Annotated in this window: 17 protein-coding genes; 4 read left to right on the top strand and 13 right to left on the bottom strand. The window is 70.3% G+C overall.

The window, feature by feature from the left end; translation table 11 throughout:
- Positions 1-1146 precede the first annotated feature (1146 nt).
- From AAFN69_RS24235 to AAFN69_RS24210, 6 genes are all read right to left on the bottom strand, one after another.
- Positions 1147-1635 carry a hypothetical protein gene (locus tag AAFN69_RS24235; RefSeq protein ID WP_347730822.1) on the bottom strand — a complete coding sequence of 163 codons (489 nt, stop codon included), beginning with the start codon at positions 1633-1635 and terminating at the stop codon, positions 1147-1149.
- A 198-nt stretch (positions 1636-1833) separates the two neighbouring features.
- Positions 1834-2247, bottom strand: coding sequence for a hypothetical protein (locus AAFN69_RS24230; RefSeq protein WP_347730821.1), 414 nt, complete (start codon positions 2245-2247; stop codon positions 1834-1836).
- A gap of 276 nt (positions 2248-2523) precedes the next feature.
- Positions 2524-3060, bottom strand: coding sequence for a hypothetical protein (locus AAFN69_RS24225; protein WP_347730820.1), 537 nt, complete (start codon positions 3058-3060; stop codon positions 2524-2526).
- Between the two features lie 195 nt (positions 3061-3255).
- Positions 3256-3489, bottom strand: a complete 234-nt coding sequence (locus AAFN69_RS24220) for a hypothetical protein (RefSeq protein ID WP_347730819.1) — start codon at positions 3487-3489, stop codon at positions 3256-3258.
- An 18-nt stretch (positions 3490-3507) separates the two neighbouring features.
- Positions 3508-3765: a hypothetical protein gene (locus tag AAFN69_RS24215; protein ID WP_347730817.1), complete on the bottom strand. Its 258-nt coding sequence runs from the start codon at positions 3763-3765 to the stop codon at positions 3508-3510.
- A 122-nt stretch (positions 3766-3887) separates the two neighbouring features.
- Positions 3888-4262, bottom strand: a complete 375-nt coding sequence (locus AAFN69_RS24210) for a hypothetical protein (protein WP_347730816.1) — start codon at positions 4260-4262, stop codon at positions 3888-3890.
- A gap of 135 nt (positions 4263-4397) precedes the next feature.
- Here AAFN69_RS24210 and AAFN69_RS24205 point away from each other — a divergent pair, with 135 nt between their 5' ends.
- Positions 4398-5174: a hypothetical protein gene (locus AAFN69_RS24205; protein ID WP_347730815.1), complete on the top strand. Its 777-nt coding sequence runs from the start codon at positions 4398-4400 to the stop codon at positions 5172-5174.
- A 114-nt stretch (positions 5175-5288) separates the two neighbouring features.
- Here the strand turns inward: AAFN69_RS24205 and AAFN69_RS24200 are convergent, their stop codons facing one another.
- From AAFN69_RS24200 to AAFN69_RS24185, 4 genes are all read right to left on the bottom strand, one after another.
- Positions 5289-5600: a hypothetical protein gene (locus AAFN69_RS24200; RefSeq protein WP_347730814.1), complete on the bottom strand. Its 312-nt coding sequence runs from the start codon at positions 5598-5600 to the stop codon at positions 5289-5291.
- A gap of 427 nt (positions 5601-6027) precedes the next feature.
- Positions 6028-6240 (bottom strand): hypothetical protein, encoded by a 213-nt coding sequence (locus tag AAFN69_RS24195; protein WP_347730813.1) that lies wholly within the window; start codon positions 6238-6240, stop codon positions 6028-6030.
- A 268-nt stretch (positions 6241-6508) separates the two neighbouring features.
- Positions 6509-6769, bottom strand: a complete 261-nt coding sequence (locus AAFN69_RS24190) for a hypothetical protein (protein WP_347730812.1) — start codon at positions 6767-6769, stop codon at positions 6509-6511.
- A 110-nt stretch (positions 6770-6879) separates the two neighbouring features.
- Positions 6880-7047, bottom strand: a complete 168-nt coding sequence (locus AAFN69_RS24185) for a hypothetical protein (protein ID WP_347730811.1) — start codon at positions 7045-7047, stop codon at positions 6880-6882.
- 294 nt (positions 7048-7341) lie between these two features.
- Here AAFN69_RS24185 and AAFN69_RS24180 point away from each other — a divergent pair, with 294 nt between their 5' ends.
- Together AAFN69_RS24180 and AAFN69_RS24175 are read left to right on the top strand one after the other, a co-directional pair.
- Positions 7342-7875, top strand: a complete 534-nt coding sequence (locus AAFN69_RS24180; RefSeq protein WP_347730809.1) for a hypothetical protein — start codon at positions 7342-7344, stop codon at positions 7873-7875.
- 21 nt (positions 7876-7896) lie between these two features.
- Positions 7897-9306 carry a hypothetical protein gene (locus AAFN69_RS24175; protein WP_347730808.1) on the top strand — a complete coding sequence of 470 codons (1410 nt, stop codon included), beginning with the start codon at positions 7897-7899 and terminating at the stop codon, positions 9304-9306.
- Between the two features lie 760 nt (positions 9307-10066).
- Here the strand turns inward: AAFN69_RS24175 and AAFN69_RS24170 are convergent.
- Both AAFN69_RS24170 and AAFN69_RS24165 read right to left on the bottom strand, forming a co-directional pair.
- Complete coding sequence (locus AAFN69_RS24170; RefSeq protein WP_347730807.1) at positions 10067-10516, bottom strand: hypothetical protein; 450 nt, start codon at positions 10514-10516, stop codon at positions 10067-10069.
- A 538-nt stretch (positions 10517-11054) separates the two neighbouring features.
- Positions 11055-11510, bottom strand: coding sequence for a hypothetical protein (locus AAFN69_RS24165; protein ID WP_347730806.1), 456 nt, complete (start codon positions 11508-11510; stop codon positions 11055-11057).
- Between the two features lie 1771 nt (positions 11511-13281).
- On the opposite strand from AAFN69_RS24165, the gene AAFN69_RS24160 reads away from it, so the two are divergent.
- Entirely contained in the window at positions 13282-13521 is a 240-nt protein-coding gene (locus tag AAFN69_RS24160) for a hypothetical protein (RefSeq protein ID WP_347730805.1), read from the top strand.
- Positions 13522-14043: 522 nt separating this feature from the next.
- Here AAFN69_RS24160 and AAFN69_RS24155 read toward each other — a convergent pair.
- Positions 14044-14925 carry a hypothetical protein gene (locus AAFN69_RS24155; RefSeq protein ID WP_347730804.1) on the bottom strand — a complete coding sequence of 294 codons (882 nt, stop codon included), beginning with the start codon at positions 14923-14925 and terminating at the stop codon, positions 14044-14046.
- Positions 14926-15347: the final 422 nt, after the last annotated feature.

Below are 15347 nucleotides of genomic sequence, written 5' to 3'. Positions count from 1 at the left end.
GGTGAGGTAGGCGGCGCCCGCCTCGGTGGATGCGACGAGGAGGGGAACGGCCCAGGCGGCCGTGCGGTGTTGCTTCCTGTGCGCGTCGGCGCGAATGGTGTCGGCTGTGCGCTGTGCGCCGGCGCCGGGATCCGATCAAGGGCATGCCGTCGTCCGCCGGGGTGGGGCCGGGTTCGAGGTGATGGTGCGGCCGGTGATCTGTGGACAGAGGACGGCACCCGGCAAGGGTGCCGATCGGTGGGCGCGGGCCGGGGTGTGCGGCAGCTGACGGGCCGCTGCGGGGGCAGTGCTCAGTCGGGCGGGTCCGGGGTCTTCGGGTACGCAGCCAGGGGCGGAGTGCCCAGGCGGATGGCCTCGCGCTCGCGACGGTTGTTCGCAAGGCGGAACACGTACCGGTGATGTCGGCCAGGGCGCTGCGCAGCCACTCGGCGGGGTTCTCGCCGGCGCGCGGGACGGTAGCGCCGAAGCGGATCAGCTTCTCCTCGCAGTATCGGTGGCCCTGCTCCTGTTTGCGGATCTTCTGGGCGGCCCGGTCGTGGAGGATGGTGCCGTCGGGTAGCAGGACGAGCGTCCGTGCCGCGCCGCGGCCTGTGTAGACAGCGTTCGTCGCCTGGTAAATTCGCCCTATATGCCCTATTGCGATAAGGGTGCCGTCCGTGCTGCGCCGGGGAACGGGATCGGCGAAGGAGACGATCCCCTTCACGTCGGTCGCGCGCAGCTCGGAGAAGCATCGCGCCAGGAACCACGACTCGGAGTTTCCGGGGCAGGCATCGGTCAGCACGAACCTAGAGCAGAGCAACGCCTCGACGTTCGGGCGGAGTTCGGGCAGTGCCCGGGTGAGCACGTTCGCGCCGGCCGGGGTACCGAAGACGGCAACGCCGGAGAGCTGGGGCTCGCCCGCGTCCACTCGGTAAAGGCCAAACCTCCTGGTAGCGGATGGGTAGGAGGCGGAGTAGTGGTGCGCAAGGACAAAGTCCTTGGCCGCCTTTTCCGGCAGCGGGTGGACCTCGAAGGAGCGAGCGTCAAAGCCTCCGTCGCTCCGGTGCCTCCAGGACGGTTTGCGATTCGTCCACCGGCGGCACCAGTCCGACGCGGTGGGGACCTCGGGCAGGTTCTCAGCGGGCGGTCCGCCGAGGGAGCGGGCGGTCACCGCGGCTCCTGGATTTCGGAGGCGACCTGCTCCGCGTTGTAGATCGCGCCGAGCGTGGCGGGCGGGTAGAGCCAGCCTCCGTGGTCGGGGTAGCTGACGCGGGCCGTGAAGGTCGGCCTCCAGGTGGTGCCGCGGTCGTCGCTGGACATCGTGGGCCCGAGGTAGGTGACCGGGCACCCGGACGGGTCCGCCAGCGTGGCCCCGGGGGCGATCTCCCGGCCGGTGACGATCTCCCGCAGGATCCGGATGGGCTCGTCAGCGCGGTGCAGCTCCTCGCGGAGCGGATTGCGGGTCAGTGTGTAGGGGAGAGCTTCCAGCGCGGCCTTGTGCTCCAGGAACGCGTCGAGTGCGTCGCTGCCGGCGGAGGTGAGTTCCAGGCTGACGCCGTCGCCGCGGTACCGGAGGAGTCCCGCGGTGAACAGGACAGGCGGCGGCGCGCCGAGGTAGGAGGGGAACTTGCCGGAGCGGTCGACGAGGTAGCGCACGGCGCCGTACTCGGTGATAGCGCTCAGGGCGTCACGCCGGGCTGCCTGGAGGTAGCGGGCGTCGCGGTCGGCGAGGGGGGTGCGGCGGGTGATCGAGGACTCCCGGGATCGTGCGGACGGTCAAGTGTTCGGCAGGCAGCTGCTCTTGAGGGGCCGCTTCAGCGGGGTGTCGGTCGCATGGGCGGGTACCGGCCGGGGCTACTTCGAGAGCAGGTCGGTTCCTTCGTCGCGGGCCCTGATGAGGTCGAGGTGGTACACGCCGTACTGGCTGTCGAAGCGGCTGCACAGCGGGCGCCACGCGAAGTCGTTGCTGTCGACCAGGTTGCACACGGCATCGTCGTCGTCCAGGTCGTCGTCTTCGTCGTCGGTCAGGGAGCGCATGGTGCCGTCGACGGTGACCACGGAGCGGGCGCTCCGGTAGTTCGGGGAGTCCCCCTCGACGATCACGAGGGCCTGGGCGTGCGGGTCGTGGCGCAGCATCACGTGGGCGGCGAGCGAGCACGAGTACACGGCAAGGGCGTGGTCGGCGGATGCGCTGGCGGTTGCGCGGAAGGCGGTCAGCGCCTCGTGCAGGGCCGTACGGATGGTGGCTTCGGTGCCGATGTCGCTCACAGGGGTGTCCCTTCGGCCGGGGTTCAGCAGATGAGGGGGCGGGCCCTGCGGCAGGTCGTGTGGACCGGCGCGGCGGGGCCGTGCGGGCGTGTGGTGCCCAGTCGCGGTGGACGGGGCCGTCGTGCTCTTCCCACTGGTTGGCCTGATCTCGCGCGGCGTACCTGATGACTCCGGGGTCGGCGCGTCTCGGGCCAGGTGGTCTTGGGCAGGGCCTGGCGCTCGCGGGGCGTGTGGGGCTGAGCACACGGGTCCTTGTTGGCGGCGGACAGGCGCCGGTCACAGGGTGCCGGGGAGCACTCTCACCGGGGCGTCCGGCAGTGGTGCCCACCAGATCTTCGCGCCGATGCGGCATTCGAAGACCTGCGTGACGCTGTCGTCCACGGCGTCCAGGCTGTACCAGCCCTCCGTGTTGTAGGTGACGCACACGGTAGTGTCCTGGGTCGGCTCGACGGCACTGCGCGTAGCCGGGCCGCCGAAGCGGATCCGCAGGTTCCTGGCGCGCGAGCTCGCGCCGGTCTCCCGCAGCGTGGTGGCACGCCACAGGCTGAGATCCTGCTCGGGGGTGTGCGCGATACGTCCCGTGTCCGGGTAGATCATGAGCCGGTTGGACAGGGCGGGGGCATCACCACGCCTGCCGATGTAGACCAGCCAGCCCTCGGCGCGACCGGCTTGGCGCTGTCCGGTCTCGGGACGGGGCGGGGCGAGAAGGTATCCGGCGCGCGGTGTGTCAACACCTCGACTGTCCGTGCCGTGGGCGTGTACGTGATCGCCGGCGTTCAGTGCGGCGACGGTGGCTTCCAGGTCGGTATGCACGGGGAGCTCCTTGAAGGAGAGCGAGTGGCGGTGGGGAGCGCGGTGGTGGGGCCGGGCGCGGCAGCGGGCGGGTACCTCGCGAGCACGGGTGCACGGCAAGGGCGTGGTCGAAGGTGTCCCTTCGGCTGTGGTGCGGTGGTGCACCGGACGGGGCCGGTGCACCGCCATAGCGGAGGGCGCGTGATGCCGGGGCGGTCAGCGAGTCCGGTGGCCGCGGGCGTTGTCCTCGGTGATCGTGCGCAGGCCGCTGCTCGTGCTCCAGCCGCACCAGCAGCTGGCCGTGTAGCTGAACTTGCCGGAGCACTGTGAGGTGCGCGGGTGGCCGGTGGGGGCGATGGGGTGGGTGCACGTGCTGTTGTCGGCGGTGTGTACGCGCTTGACGGGGGCTGTGTGGCGCTTGGGCTTGTCGGGGGGTTGCGTGGTGGGCACCGATGGCTCCCGGGGTGATCAGACTGGCGTGTCGACGGTGACGGTGAAGCCGGTGATCTCGGGACTGGGAGGCCAGGCGTCGGAGGCGAGGCGTAGCAGCTGGACCTCCTGGGCGTGGCTGTTGATCCGGTCCGTCAGCAATTGGGCGACGAGGTCCCGGGCGGCTTCCTTGTCCGGGTGGGTGGCGGTGATGCCGTAGACCAGGTCCAGGGCGAGGTATCCGCCGGGGCGGGTGATCGTGAGGATCAGAAGGGTGAAGCTGGTGGAGCTGTCCATCGCGTCTTCCGGACGGAGGGCGTGGGCGTGTGCGGTCCTGACCGCAGTGGCTGCACAAGGTCGCGCGGGGCCGACTCCCGCCGCGCCGGTCGGCCGCGCGGCCGACCGGCGCCGGGGTACCGCTACTGGCTGTCCGGCAGGATGAGGATGACGGGGCGGCCGTGCGCCCGGGACGCGGTGACGGCCTGCTCGATGGCGGCGCTGACGGTGTGGGTGTGACTGGCGTCGTGGGACTTGAGGATCTGGTGAAGCAGGGAGCGGATCAGGTCCTCCGTCTCCTGTCCGCCGGGCGCCCGCAGACCGATGCTGCTGGCGGTGTCGGCCATGGTGGTGCTGGAGAGGTTGTCGATGCCGCTCGCGGTGAGCTGTCCGTCGAAGCGGTTCCAGAACAGGTTGAAGGCGATGAGCATCGACTTGCGGACACGCATGTAGAACTCGTGTTCGCAGCGGATCTCCTTGGGGATTTCCCGGACGGTCGGCAGGGTCGGCGCAGGCATACGGCTCCCGTGGGTGGGGGAGGGGTGGCAACTCCACCCCTTGACACGTATAATATACCTTCAATCTCCATTTCTGTCAAGTTTTATGTGCTGATTGGGTGGTCTCGCGACTACCCGCCGAGGAGGAATCAAGACGTGCGCACTTCATCCGGAGGACAGGTCCGCCCGGGGTGCCTAGCCCTGCCCTTCGCTCTGGCCGCGCGGGCGTTCACGCCGTCGAGGCCGGGCCGTGTCACCGAGGGCACCACGGAGACTATCCAGGTCCTGCGGACCGCAGTCGGCATCGCCGCCACAGTCTGGTTGCTGTATGCCTATCCGCTGAGGGAGTCAGCGGCGGACTTCGCCAAGGACCAAGCAGCGCAAGTGCTCGTCGGTGCCGGAGTCCTGTTGATCGTCGCCCCAGTGGCGCTCGGGATATTCGTGGCTGCGGCCCGGCCACCAGCCAGATCCGTCTACCTGCGCAGACTCGCCGGGCCGGCCAGGGGGTTTCTCGCGCTCTCCGTGTCGGTCCTGGTCCTCTGGGCTCTGCTTCAGGACAGCGCCGGCGCCAGGATCGCACAGCAGTTGGGCCTGTGGCAGATCGTCTTCCTGCCCCTGGCCCTGGGCGCCGTCCTCTTCGCCGTGCCATACGGACTGACCGCGGTCGTGCTGTGCGTGCACCACGTGTTCCGCGCGGCCGATGTTCACGAGGTCCTGCCGGCCCTGCTCTCTCCCGTCCTGGTGTGGACACTGTTCGCCTTCCAGTTGGCCGAACCCTCCCCCGTCAACGCTCCGGCGACTGTGCGGACGCTGTTCCTGTTCGGGCCGCCGGTTTCGGTGAGCGCGCTGTCGCTGTGGGAGTTGCGCCGCCTTCGACGCCGGTTCGGCATCACGGTGCGCACCGCGCTGCGCGGAGGGCCAGGAAGTCCGTGACGGCCCACGCCGGTGGGAGCGAAGCTCGTGGCACCAGAGCCATTCGCGACGCCAAGAGATAGGCCAGCGGGTGAGTCAGAGGACTACCGGGGCGCCGCGGCAGGTCCCGAACCTTCAGCGGCCGGGGCGCCGCGGTGGTGTCCGTCTCCCGGTCGGCACCGGACCGTCCAGTCCGGTAGCGGGCAGAACGGGGAGGGTGGCGGGATTCAGACCCCGCGGCTGGAGCACACCCGGCATGCTGATCAGCACGTTCACGGCGCCCGGCAGACACAACTGCGCGGCCTCGGCGGGCCTCCGGAGGAAGTTGTCGGCCAGCACGCCGAGCACCGCCTTCGGCAGGCTCCGCTCGACCAGGCACAGCTCGGCGGCCGGGTCTGCCTCACCGGCAAGGGCTGGCACGGCACCGTCGCCGACCTTGGCGACCACCCCTGCTCGACCTTCCCCGGATGGCTCTCCGTACCCGCCTCGACGACGCCCTCCGCGATGAGCCGCACATCCTCGAGCGCCACCCCGACGGCGTCGTCCAGCCGAACACTCTCACGATGTGACCAACCCTCGGCCTCATCTGAGGCCGACGGCGCCCGCAGCTGGCATGGACGCGGGACCCGCTCCCCCGCGGGCGGCGCGCACGCCGGTTCCCGTGCTCGTCGCGACGAGCACGGACCGGACGCCCACGGCACGGCCGCGCTCCCGCGCACGGGAGCGCCGTCCCGCTCCGGCTGGCATCGTCGCCCGGCAGCGGCGGTTGTTGGTCAGGTTCCACCCTTGAACGCCGAGCGGGCGTCCCCGGTGAAGGTCTTGACCAGGCCGCGCGGAACCGGGCTGTTCATCCCGTCATCCGGTTCGAAAGCGATCAGGACCACCTGAGCCCCAGGCCCGAACCGGAGACGGCAGTGGTGGCGCTCTGCTTCCCCGTTGCCGCGGCATGGTCGACGGCGGCCGACGGTCTGCGCTGGCAGAGCTCGCACTCGGGGCGCTGCCGGAGCAGCTGCGCCCGCTCGGCGTTCGACATCCGCGCGTACACCCGCTCCAGCTCGCGGCGCCCCCGCCACAGCGGGGCGGGCACCACCGGGACCGAGATCGCCCGGGCAGGATTCGGCGCGCGCAGCGGGCTGGCCGAGGTGCCGACATTGACCCGGCGCCTCCTCGTCCAGCCCGTCAGAGCGGCGAGAGCATTCGCGCGTTCATTACCCTCTCCTCCGCGTCCGTTCGGCTCGTACGGGCAGGAACCGCAGGCCCGTTCCACAGGGTCCGCCCGGGCACGTCCCCCGTCTGCCGTGGAGGTTGCGCGGCCCGGCACCGATCGCGTCGGCACGGGCCATCCTGCGAAGTTTCTATGGCACCCGGTGGCTGGTCTCGGCGCAGCACCGAGCCGGCGGCTCGTCGCGTTCCCACACAACGCGGGCGCGGCGTTCCCCGCCCAGGGCCTCGACCAGGGCGTGGATACACCCGGCGCTGCGGCCGTCGTCCACGGCGACGGTGCCGCCGGGCTCCCGCGTCCCCGCGATGTCGTCTGCCTCGCGGTGGATCACGAGGAACCGCTGGCAGTCCTCAAGAACTGGCGTTTCCGGCGCAGGGTCGCTTCGGTCGCTCACACAGGCACCGTACGGCGGACCTCTGACACTGGGGCCGCCCGGGCCGCGAAGCGTGCTGGCACCGCGATGCCACACAGCGGGCGGCACGGGTTACGTCCGCGTGGGTGCGGTCAGTCGACCGCGCGCAGCACCAGCCGCACCGCACCCATGAACGCTCGTCCGATCCATCCGAGCAGTCCGGTCTCCACGGCCAGCTCGGCAACGTCTGCGGCCGCGTCCCCTTGGTCCGACCGGGAACGACACCGGGAGCAGTTACGGGGCCAACGGCGCTTTTCCACGCCGCACTTCCTGCACATCGCCATGCCTTCATTCTCTCCTTGCCGCCGGACCGCCACCCGCCTTGCGCGGCCGTCGGCCGGGCGGGGCGATGCTGCGGCGCCCGGAGGAACTGCTCTACGCCGGCGAGGATCCGCAGAACGGGGCCGGCCCGGGCGGAATCGGCGCACCCGGAGCCTGCTGAGCCGCTTGGCGTGGTCCGGCTGGCTGAGCCATCCCAGGTCCGGAGCGACCGTAACCTCGCGGCTGTCCCGTCGTTGAGCGTGCGAAGCCCTGCCCGCCCGCTGGAGTTGCCCATGCCGGTTCTCACGGACCTGCCCGCGAACGCCCGGCCCGGTCTCGCGCCCTCCGGGGACCGCCGCCTGGTCGAACGGGCGGTGGTGCACGGTGCGCTCGCCGCGGCCGGGCCCGAGGCCCTAGTGCGCACCGATGTTCCCCAGCCCGACGGCTCTGTGCGCCTGTACGCGGCCTGGACTGACGGCGGCGGCCCCCTGGCCGACCGTATCGACCGCGTCGCGCTCGCGCGCGGGCTGGACGCCTGGTCCTGGGTCGAGATCCTCACTCACTGCGCCAGCACCACCCACCGCGGTCGGATCGAGGTGCGCACCCATCCGCTGCGGCAGAGCCTCGCCGACGTCGAACGCGGGCACCGGGGCAACGAGGAATACCGGGCTGGCTTCGCCCGGATCCTTGCCCACGACGCCTTGCAGACGGGCCGGACGCCACTGCCCGCGCCCGATATCCCCGCCTGGCCGGGCGTCGGCCCCCTGCTGTGGCAGCGGGATCAGGGGGGCGACATGGTCGTCGAGCGGTACTGGCTCGGCTGCTGAGGGGACCGGACGATGCCCGCGATGTTCCGCACCATGACACCCGGCAGCACGGCGAACGAGGCCTACTCCCGCCTCATGCACGGTGCCGCCCTGACCGATGCCGCCCGGCTTACTCCCGAGGAAGAGCGGCGAGGGCAGGAGGAGTTTTCCCGCATCTGGGAGCGGCTGCTGCACAACGCCGAGGTGACGAAGTGGCTGGCCCCAGGTCAGGACCTGAGCTGGAGTGGCGGAACGCCGCGCCATCTGCTGCGCGCGAAGGGCGGGCGCACCACCGACCTGGTCCAGCTCATCCCGTGGGCGCTGCGCGAGAAGCTCGCCGGCGACGTGATCTACGAAGACACCGCCCGGCGCGAGGAGCAGGTCGTCCGCGGGCACGGTCTGGAGCCGGGCGACGCCGCCAGCATCCGCTTCCGGAGCACGAACCCGGCCGCCGCCGACGGGCAGCCGCTGCCGCCGGGCCGCGAGCGGGAGGTGGAGCGGTTCCTGGAACTGCAGGCGATGCTCGCGGCCTACACCGCCACGCCGTACTTCGTGCCGGCCTCCGGCGCGTTCGACGCCGCCACCGGCCTGCCGCCCGAGCCCGGGGCACCGCTGCGGCTGACGGCCGAGGCCGTGCTGGTCTTCCACGACGGCGTCCCGCTGCCGGCCGTCATCGCCGACGACGAGGCCCTCCACGCCCACGCCGCCGACCGCTTCGGCGCCGAGCACGACACGCTCTTCGACGGCGGCCCCCTCGTGATGGGCGGTGTGGTCCTGGCCCGCCCGGACGACGGCACCGACACCGCGCTGCTGTTCAACCCGGCCCTGGGCTGGCTGATCATCGCCAACTGCATCAACGGGCAGTACGCGTGGGCGATGCACCCGGTCCACCGGCTCGACACCAACCCCGGGCCGGCCGCCCGCGTGCTGCGCACCTACGCCGCCCTGAACGCGCTGGAGGACTGGGACACGCCCCCGCCGGTCCCGGGCCGGGCCCGGCCGAGCGGCAGGAGCAAGAAGAAGGACCGGCTGCCGGCGGCGCAGCGGCGCCGGCAGCAACTGGAGCAGGCCGCCCGGACCCCGCAGGCCCGCGCCGGCGCTCTCCTCGGCGTCCGGGTGCTGTCCTTCACCGCGCCGCCCCACCAGGCCGCCGCCCCTCCCCCGCGCGACGGCAGCGCGGGCAGGGCGCCCGCGCAGTACCGCGACTGGCGGCGCGCACATTGGACACGGAACACCAGGGTGCACCTCCTCGACGAAAACAACCGTCCCTCCGGACCCGTCTACGGCCCGGACGCCGTCGAGGGCGTGACGTTCACCCGGCGCCGGACCCGGGTGAAAGGGACCTGGATCAACGAACACCTCCCCGAACGCCCCGACCGGGAGACGGTGTACGCGGTGGACCCGCAGCTGACCCGGACCACCACGGAACTCCCCGACCACGGCCGCCCCTGACCGCCCCGGGCCAGGCCGGTGCCGACACCCGACGGTTCACGCCCGGCTACTCGGCGCGCGCCAGATGGCTTCTCCCTCTCGGACTCGCGGGGCTGGCCGTCTTCACCTCGGCCGTCGGCGGCACGGCACGCGTGGAGCAGCGCGGACTTGGTCCACGGCGGGTACTGGACTGATGAAGCCTTCCGGGTCCCGGAACAGGTCGAGTTGCTCGGCGGCGGTTGGAGTGGGGTGATGTTCGGGCGGGGGCTGATGACAGTGGCAGTTGCAGCGGGTCCAGCACCGGCGGTCGGCGAGGTAGACGGTGGCCTGGCCGCGGAGGCCGAAGGCTCCGGCACAAGGGGAGCCGCCGAAGATCTGTATGACGGTTTCCGGTTCCCGACCCCACCAGGCGGTCCACTGGTCATGTCCACACTGGCCATGCTGGCCGTGTTCGCACGCGTTGGAGACGCCCTGACAGGGGCACTCGGGCCAGGCCGGGGGGATTTTCTTCGGGGCCAGGATGTGTTCGCGGACCCAGGCCGCGGCTGTGGGCTGCACTGTGCCGAGCGTCTCGTCGGTCATCCCGGGGCCTGACCGAACGTGCCGGAGCCATGCTGAGTGGCCAAGAGGGCGGAGTTCAGCATGTGGTTCTCCTCAAACGGTGGGGGCCTACAGGAGCCGGACGTTCAAGCAGCGGGCGGTGCCGGCGGTGCCCACAGAGGAGACGGACGCTGCAGTGGCAACGCGGATCAGGGAGAAGGTGCAAAACAACGGTTCGATGTCAGCAGGTGCCAGGGGCGGCCTCGGTCGGGCGGGTCTGAAAAGTCCACCATCCGTCGTACCCCACTGGAAGGCTCGGGTAGTTCGCGAGCATCGGGCGCAGGACCGAAAGGTGCCGCTTCATGACCTTGGGTTCCTGGGCACCCCAGTACCGTTCCCCGTCCCAGCGACCGTGGCAGTCGCCGCCGTAGCGGCCGTCCAGGTCGGCGGACAAGATGTCGTGCGGATCGTCGAGGTTGACCGGCTTCGGCAGGTGGTGACGAAACAGCATGAGCGGCCCGATGCAGGCCCGGGTCACGCCGTTGTGCCGGCGATACCACACAGCGTTCGCCTGTCCACTGAGGCTGTAGAAGGGGTCGCCGTCGCCGTGCTGACGCTGGGCGGCGGTCACGGTGGACAGGTCGATCGCGAACGGCCTGCGCGAGATCAAGAACCGGGTCTCGCGGTTCATGGTGCCTCCTCGGGTTCAATGGCGACAAGGGGATTCGGAAGGATGCGGAACCACCTCTCCGACACCATCCATTTGCGTAACGCGAAGGCCTCGCCGCATCGAACGGCGGGCCTGGAGTACAGCCGTGTCGGCCATTTCGATCCCCTGGCGGGTCCCGCAAAACCCTCTAAGTAATCTCTAATTTACCACATCGAGGGGTTCAGGGTCAATCTTTAAGCGCCATCACGGACGGGCCACACCTCAGCCAGGGCCAGGCGATGCCGCACGTACGACCAGCGGGCGACGGAGCCGTAGCGCACGGCAGAGCGGGGATGTCCTCCTGCACCGCGCCGCTGACCCTCCCTCGCGGCGCGACTGGCGGAGCGCCCGTGCAGTACCGCGAGTAGGGACACACATCGGGCCCGCATCCACCTGCGGCCAACACGGCCGGCCCTGCCTGGCCCACGGTCCCGGCACCCATCAAGAGCGCGCACCCCTCACCGGTGCCGGGCCCGGGTCAACGGAGCAGCCCCCGCCGCGCCCGGGCGGGGTGGGGCAATCACATCCACACCGGAATGAGGCGCTGCCCCTCATGGGTGTCCAAGAAGCACGCAATGCTGGGTTCAGGGTCCCGCCCGGGCACATGGGGGCCCGAAGGGCCCAGCGCGCGGTCCACCGTGGCACGCAGCGCGGGGTCCATGACCGGCGCGTCCCACAAAAGCCGTGTCACCTCACGGGTGGACAGGTGGACACCGTCCTCGATATCTGCGATGTCTGGGTTGATAGAGCCGGGGATGGCGTAGCACTGCCCGATGCAGACGCGCTCGGCGTCCCGGATCAGGCGGAACACCTCGTCCCGGGCCCCGGCGATCCCGTCGTCGAGCGAGACCAGCAGCTTCCAGGTGCCGGGGTCGTCTCCGTCCGGGCTGCCGAACAGATCCGTGGCGAACGCCCGGCCTGCCCGCCAGATGAACTGCGCCCCTCCGGGCAGCGGGTACAGATAGGTGTGCTTCACACTCTCTCCGTTCAGCCGGAACCGAACAGGCCACTTCAGCGGCAGTTCCGGGCAGTTCACAGTGGCGGGCAGGCCGGTCCCGCTGGAAGTTGCGAGCTCCGCGCCCGCACCTGAAGCGTTGGGGCTCCTGCTCAAGCGGGCGTGCGTCAGGAACGCTCGGTGGCTGCGCTCCCGGCCCTCCGCATCGCGGCGGGACGGGAGCGCGCCTCGTCTAGCTGCTGCGGGCCGAGTGCCGCGCGCAGGTCCCGAACCTCTCAAGCATCGGCCGGGCTCGGCGGACCCCACCCTCAGAGAGAGCGAAGCTGCCGGACCCCACGCTGCCCCGGCCAGGAGTGTGCCGGGTCAGCTTGCCGATTTCACCAGCACGAGCGTGGGCCTGGGCGGCTCCGGACGATACGTTCACGAGGGTGCTCCTCTCTCCGAAAGGGGATGCCGAGAACCTCCACCCTTTTCTCTAATGTACTCGCTATTGAGGTTTTGGTCAAATCGACGCACCGTCGCCCTACGCCACCCGAATCAGGCCCGGCCGAAGAGCCTCATCTTCCGGTGCGGGGGCGACGGGAGCGGGTAGAGCTGGCTCACTCTGAGAGCGACGAAGGCGGCGGCAAGGCAGAGCGCACCGAGTTACGGCCGGGCCGGCGTCACGGGGCGGTGCAGGGTAATTGCGTAACTGTTGCTGCTCGCGTCCGGCGCACCTGCGAGGGCGGCGGACATTCCAGCAAGTCCTGAAGGGCTGCACCGGCGAGCATCGACCCGTGCGTTTGTCGACCGGCCGGCCCTGCCAGCGCGGCGCGACCAGGAGGACTAAGTCGGCGCGCAACGGCGCGGTGAGCACCAACGCGCGACCAGAAGGCAAGCGGCTCGACCCGGCCGGCGTGCGCGAACAGGACCCGGTCGATCCCACTGGCCGACGGGGCCCGAGTAACGCTCTTGCCCGCAGGCCGCAGGTGGACGCCTGCCCGCGCGGGCAGGCGTCCACCATGAGCGCGGCCGGCCGGCATTCGCACCGCGCGCTCCACCACCCGCGGCACCGGCACCCCGCAAGGCGGCGAAGGCAAGGAGGGTGGGTGGGTGGGTGCTCTACGTGGTGGGCAGCGAGCACCCGGCCGCGTGGATGCTCATCCACAGCAGCGGTTCACAGCCAAGCGTCGCGTCCGCCACAGCGAGGCCAAGGGCCGCCCGCGCCCGGGCCAGGAGCGATTCGAGGGGCAGGAGCGGACGCAGGGCGAACCCGATCCAGGACGCGGGCCTCGATCAGGTCGAAGTGACCGTCTCAGGGGGTCTCGACGGGCGCCTCGATGTCGCGGCGCAGCAGGACCGCACCCGCGCCCCGGACCGCGCAGGCTCAGCGGAACGGTCCGTCGAAGTGGCGTGGACGGTCGCCACCCAGCCGGACCAGCATTCACCATTAGGTGTCTTTAATTGCACACCCACCGCCTAATGGAGTATATTCAGAGGGTGTGCGTATGCTGTGGCCCCGTCTCAGCGCCACTCCACCGCTGGCCAGCTCGTCCCGCTGCGGGCAGAAGTGAGAGCCTCATGACACACCTCGTCACCACCGCTCGCGAAACTGGCCTACGCCGGGAGCCGATTCGGCACCCCAATGGCGCACCGCCACAGCCATACAGCTGCCGCTGGTGCGGCACCCCGCAGCGCCACCATGGCCAGAGGTGGGTAGCTGCGGCCGGTCTGCACCGCTGGGTGCCGGCGACCCCGGCACAGATCCTCACCCGCATGAAGGCGCGTCGCGCAGCCCGGGGAAGGAGCGCGGATGGATAACGCTCCCGACTCTGCCGAGGTGCTCTGCGTGAGCTCCGAGCGTGCCCATGCGATCCGCGATCTGGTGCACAGGCTCGTGGCTCGACTCTCCGGTGCGGAAGCAGACCCCGAGTCCCGGCTGCTCTCGGAGTGCCGCGTTGCCATTGAAGACCTGCTTGTCGACAGAGAGTCCCTGATAAAGGCCAACGGCGAGGCCGCCGAGGAACTCGCCTTGTGGATCGGGAGCGTGTGATGCCCGGCTAGCCATGGGAGTAGGCATCGCCAGCGATTCGCCGGGGCCTGAACGACGGCCGACGGCCAAGAGCCGGCCCGACCAAGCCGCAGTGCGGCAAAGCTCGCCTACCTGGCCCGCGAGCTGCACGTTCCCGCCGTCACCAGTGCCCACCTCGGTCCCGCAACCAGCCCTTCAGTCAGCGTTGCCCGGACCTGCCGATCTGCGCGACCCTGCCGTTCTCGAGCACGTCCATCGCCTGGTTCTTCTGCATCGCCCCGCCCGCACCGGTCCCATTCCTGGCCACAGAGACTGGTCACCCTCCAGGTAACCCGGCCCCGCGGAGTCGAGAAGGGCACCACCACCGTGCTGTTCCAGCCTCAGTACCATCGCATGGTCCCTGAACCTGAGGCGGCTGAGGGCCCGGGAGCGAGCGGGGCCGCCGATGAGACAGGCAACGTAGCGGGCGTACCTCCGGATAGGACTCCTCCGTAACACCCGGGATCGACGAACTCCAGTGGCGGTTCTGACCGGAGGCGGAGCTCAGCTCCGGGCAGGCTCCCTCCTCTGGAAGCCGCTATCCGCAGCCGGGTAGATGATCGAGACGCCCCAGGTCCCGCACAGGTCAACGAGGTCCCCTCGCGGCAGGCTGGGCAACAACACGGCGGAGGCGGGCTCGGACTTGAAGTGACGTGTTAGATCGCTCAGTTCGCCCAATGCGGCGCGCACGTACGTACGAGCGACGCTCCCGCGGGCAACGATGAGTTCGTTACGTGCGTGGTCCAACAGGTCCACCGAGAAGCGGTCCAGCGTCCGGGCGGGCGCGATCTCGTAGCGACTCAGCGGGTGGCCAGCGACTCGAAGGTGGTCGCGGTAGTCCTGCAGCAACGTCTGCGCGGTCGCCTCGATGGCTGTCAGCTGGCCTGGGCTGGTTGGGTCCGTACGGAACGGAGCGAACAGATCCACCTCGCTCACCAGAGTTTGCAGGGGCACGGGCGATGCACGGGGCAAGCCGGAAGGGACCGGGGTCAGCGGCAGCAGCCGGAACACGAGCACGCTGTTGCTGGGCTGATCCGGACGGCCCCGAACTGCGATGTCTGTACGCACAAAGGGCAAGTCGGCGTCCAACGCCCAGGCGCCGAGGTAACGCACCTGCCCCGACTCCGCCTCGGTTGCGGAGGCGAACAGCCGCAGCGTCCTGCCTTCGCTGGCATGTCGGACCACGGTCGCGTTGCCGCCCTTGAGCTGCTGATCTCCCCCTGAACGCCCCTCGCCGACGAAGTGGAAATGATGGCCGGTGAAGCCTTCCAGCCGTCGGAGCGGATCGGAGTGAGCGGCGAAGAGGAACACGTTCTCGGTACGCGCCGACGGGCTGACCCGGGGATGCAGGCGACCGCCGAGGAGGCGGTGCAGCTCGCTGCGCACCAGGACCTCTCCCGGCCTAAAGGGGAACGTCACAGGCAAGTCCTTCCCAGGCGATCCTGCGAGTGGATCGCCCGGTCGTTTGGATGGGCCCGCAACGAGGCGTAGCCCTTCAGCAACATCTGAGGGAGTGAGACAACGTCAGGCAGAGCGCGGTCCGACCAGGGACAGAGAGGCAGTTCCGGCGGGCGTCGCGGCAACGAGTTCGGTCGCCTGGGGTCTTCGCATCCGAGATATGATCTCTACTTTACTTCACTAGGGGGCATGAGTCAATCATTAGAGGGTTCGCTCGCATCTCTCACTGCGACGGCTGGGCCGCGGTGCCTCGCGAGCGCCAGGTTGACCTCCACCCTCTATACCTGCCTGGCGGTGTGCGGCGCGACTCGGACTCTTCCTCTCCTCCGCCTCCTTGTTCCGGGGCGCCG

The organism is Streptomyces sp. CAU 1734, from assembly GCF_039888735.1.
Lineage (GTDB): Bacteria > Actinomycetota > Actinomycetes > Streptomycetales > Streptomycetaceae > Streptomyces.
This window is presented reverse-complemented; position numbering and strand designations above follow the sequence as displayed.

Coding starts and splice junctions, on each gene's coding strand:
- AAFN69_RS24215 (WP_347730817.1), bottom strand. CDS start 3,765: ATGGACAGCTCCACCAGCTTCACCCTTCTGATCCTCACGATCACCCGC.
- AAFN69_RS24210 (WP_347730816.1), bottom strand. CDS start 4,262: ATGCCTGCGCCGACCCTGCCGACCGTCCGGGAAATCCCCAAGGAGATC.
- AAFN69_RS24180 (WP_347730809.1), top strand. CDS start 7,342: ATGCCGGTTCTCACGGACCTGCCCGCGAACGCCCGGCCCGGTCTCGCG.
- AAFN69_RS24175 (WP_347730808.1), top strand. CDS start 7,897: ATGTTCCGCACCATGACACCCGGCAGCACGGCGAACGAGGCCTACTCC.
- AAFN69_RS24170 (WP_347730807.1), bottom strand. CDS start 10,516: ATGAACCGCGAGACCCGGTTCTTGATCTCGCGCAGGCCGTTCGCGATC.
- AAFN69_RS24160 (WP_347730805.1), top strand. CDS start 13,282: ATGGATAACGCTCCCGACTCTGCCGAGGTGCTCTGCGTGAGCTCCGAG.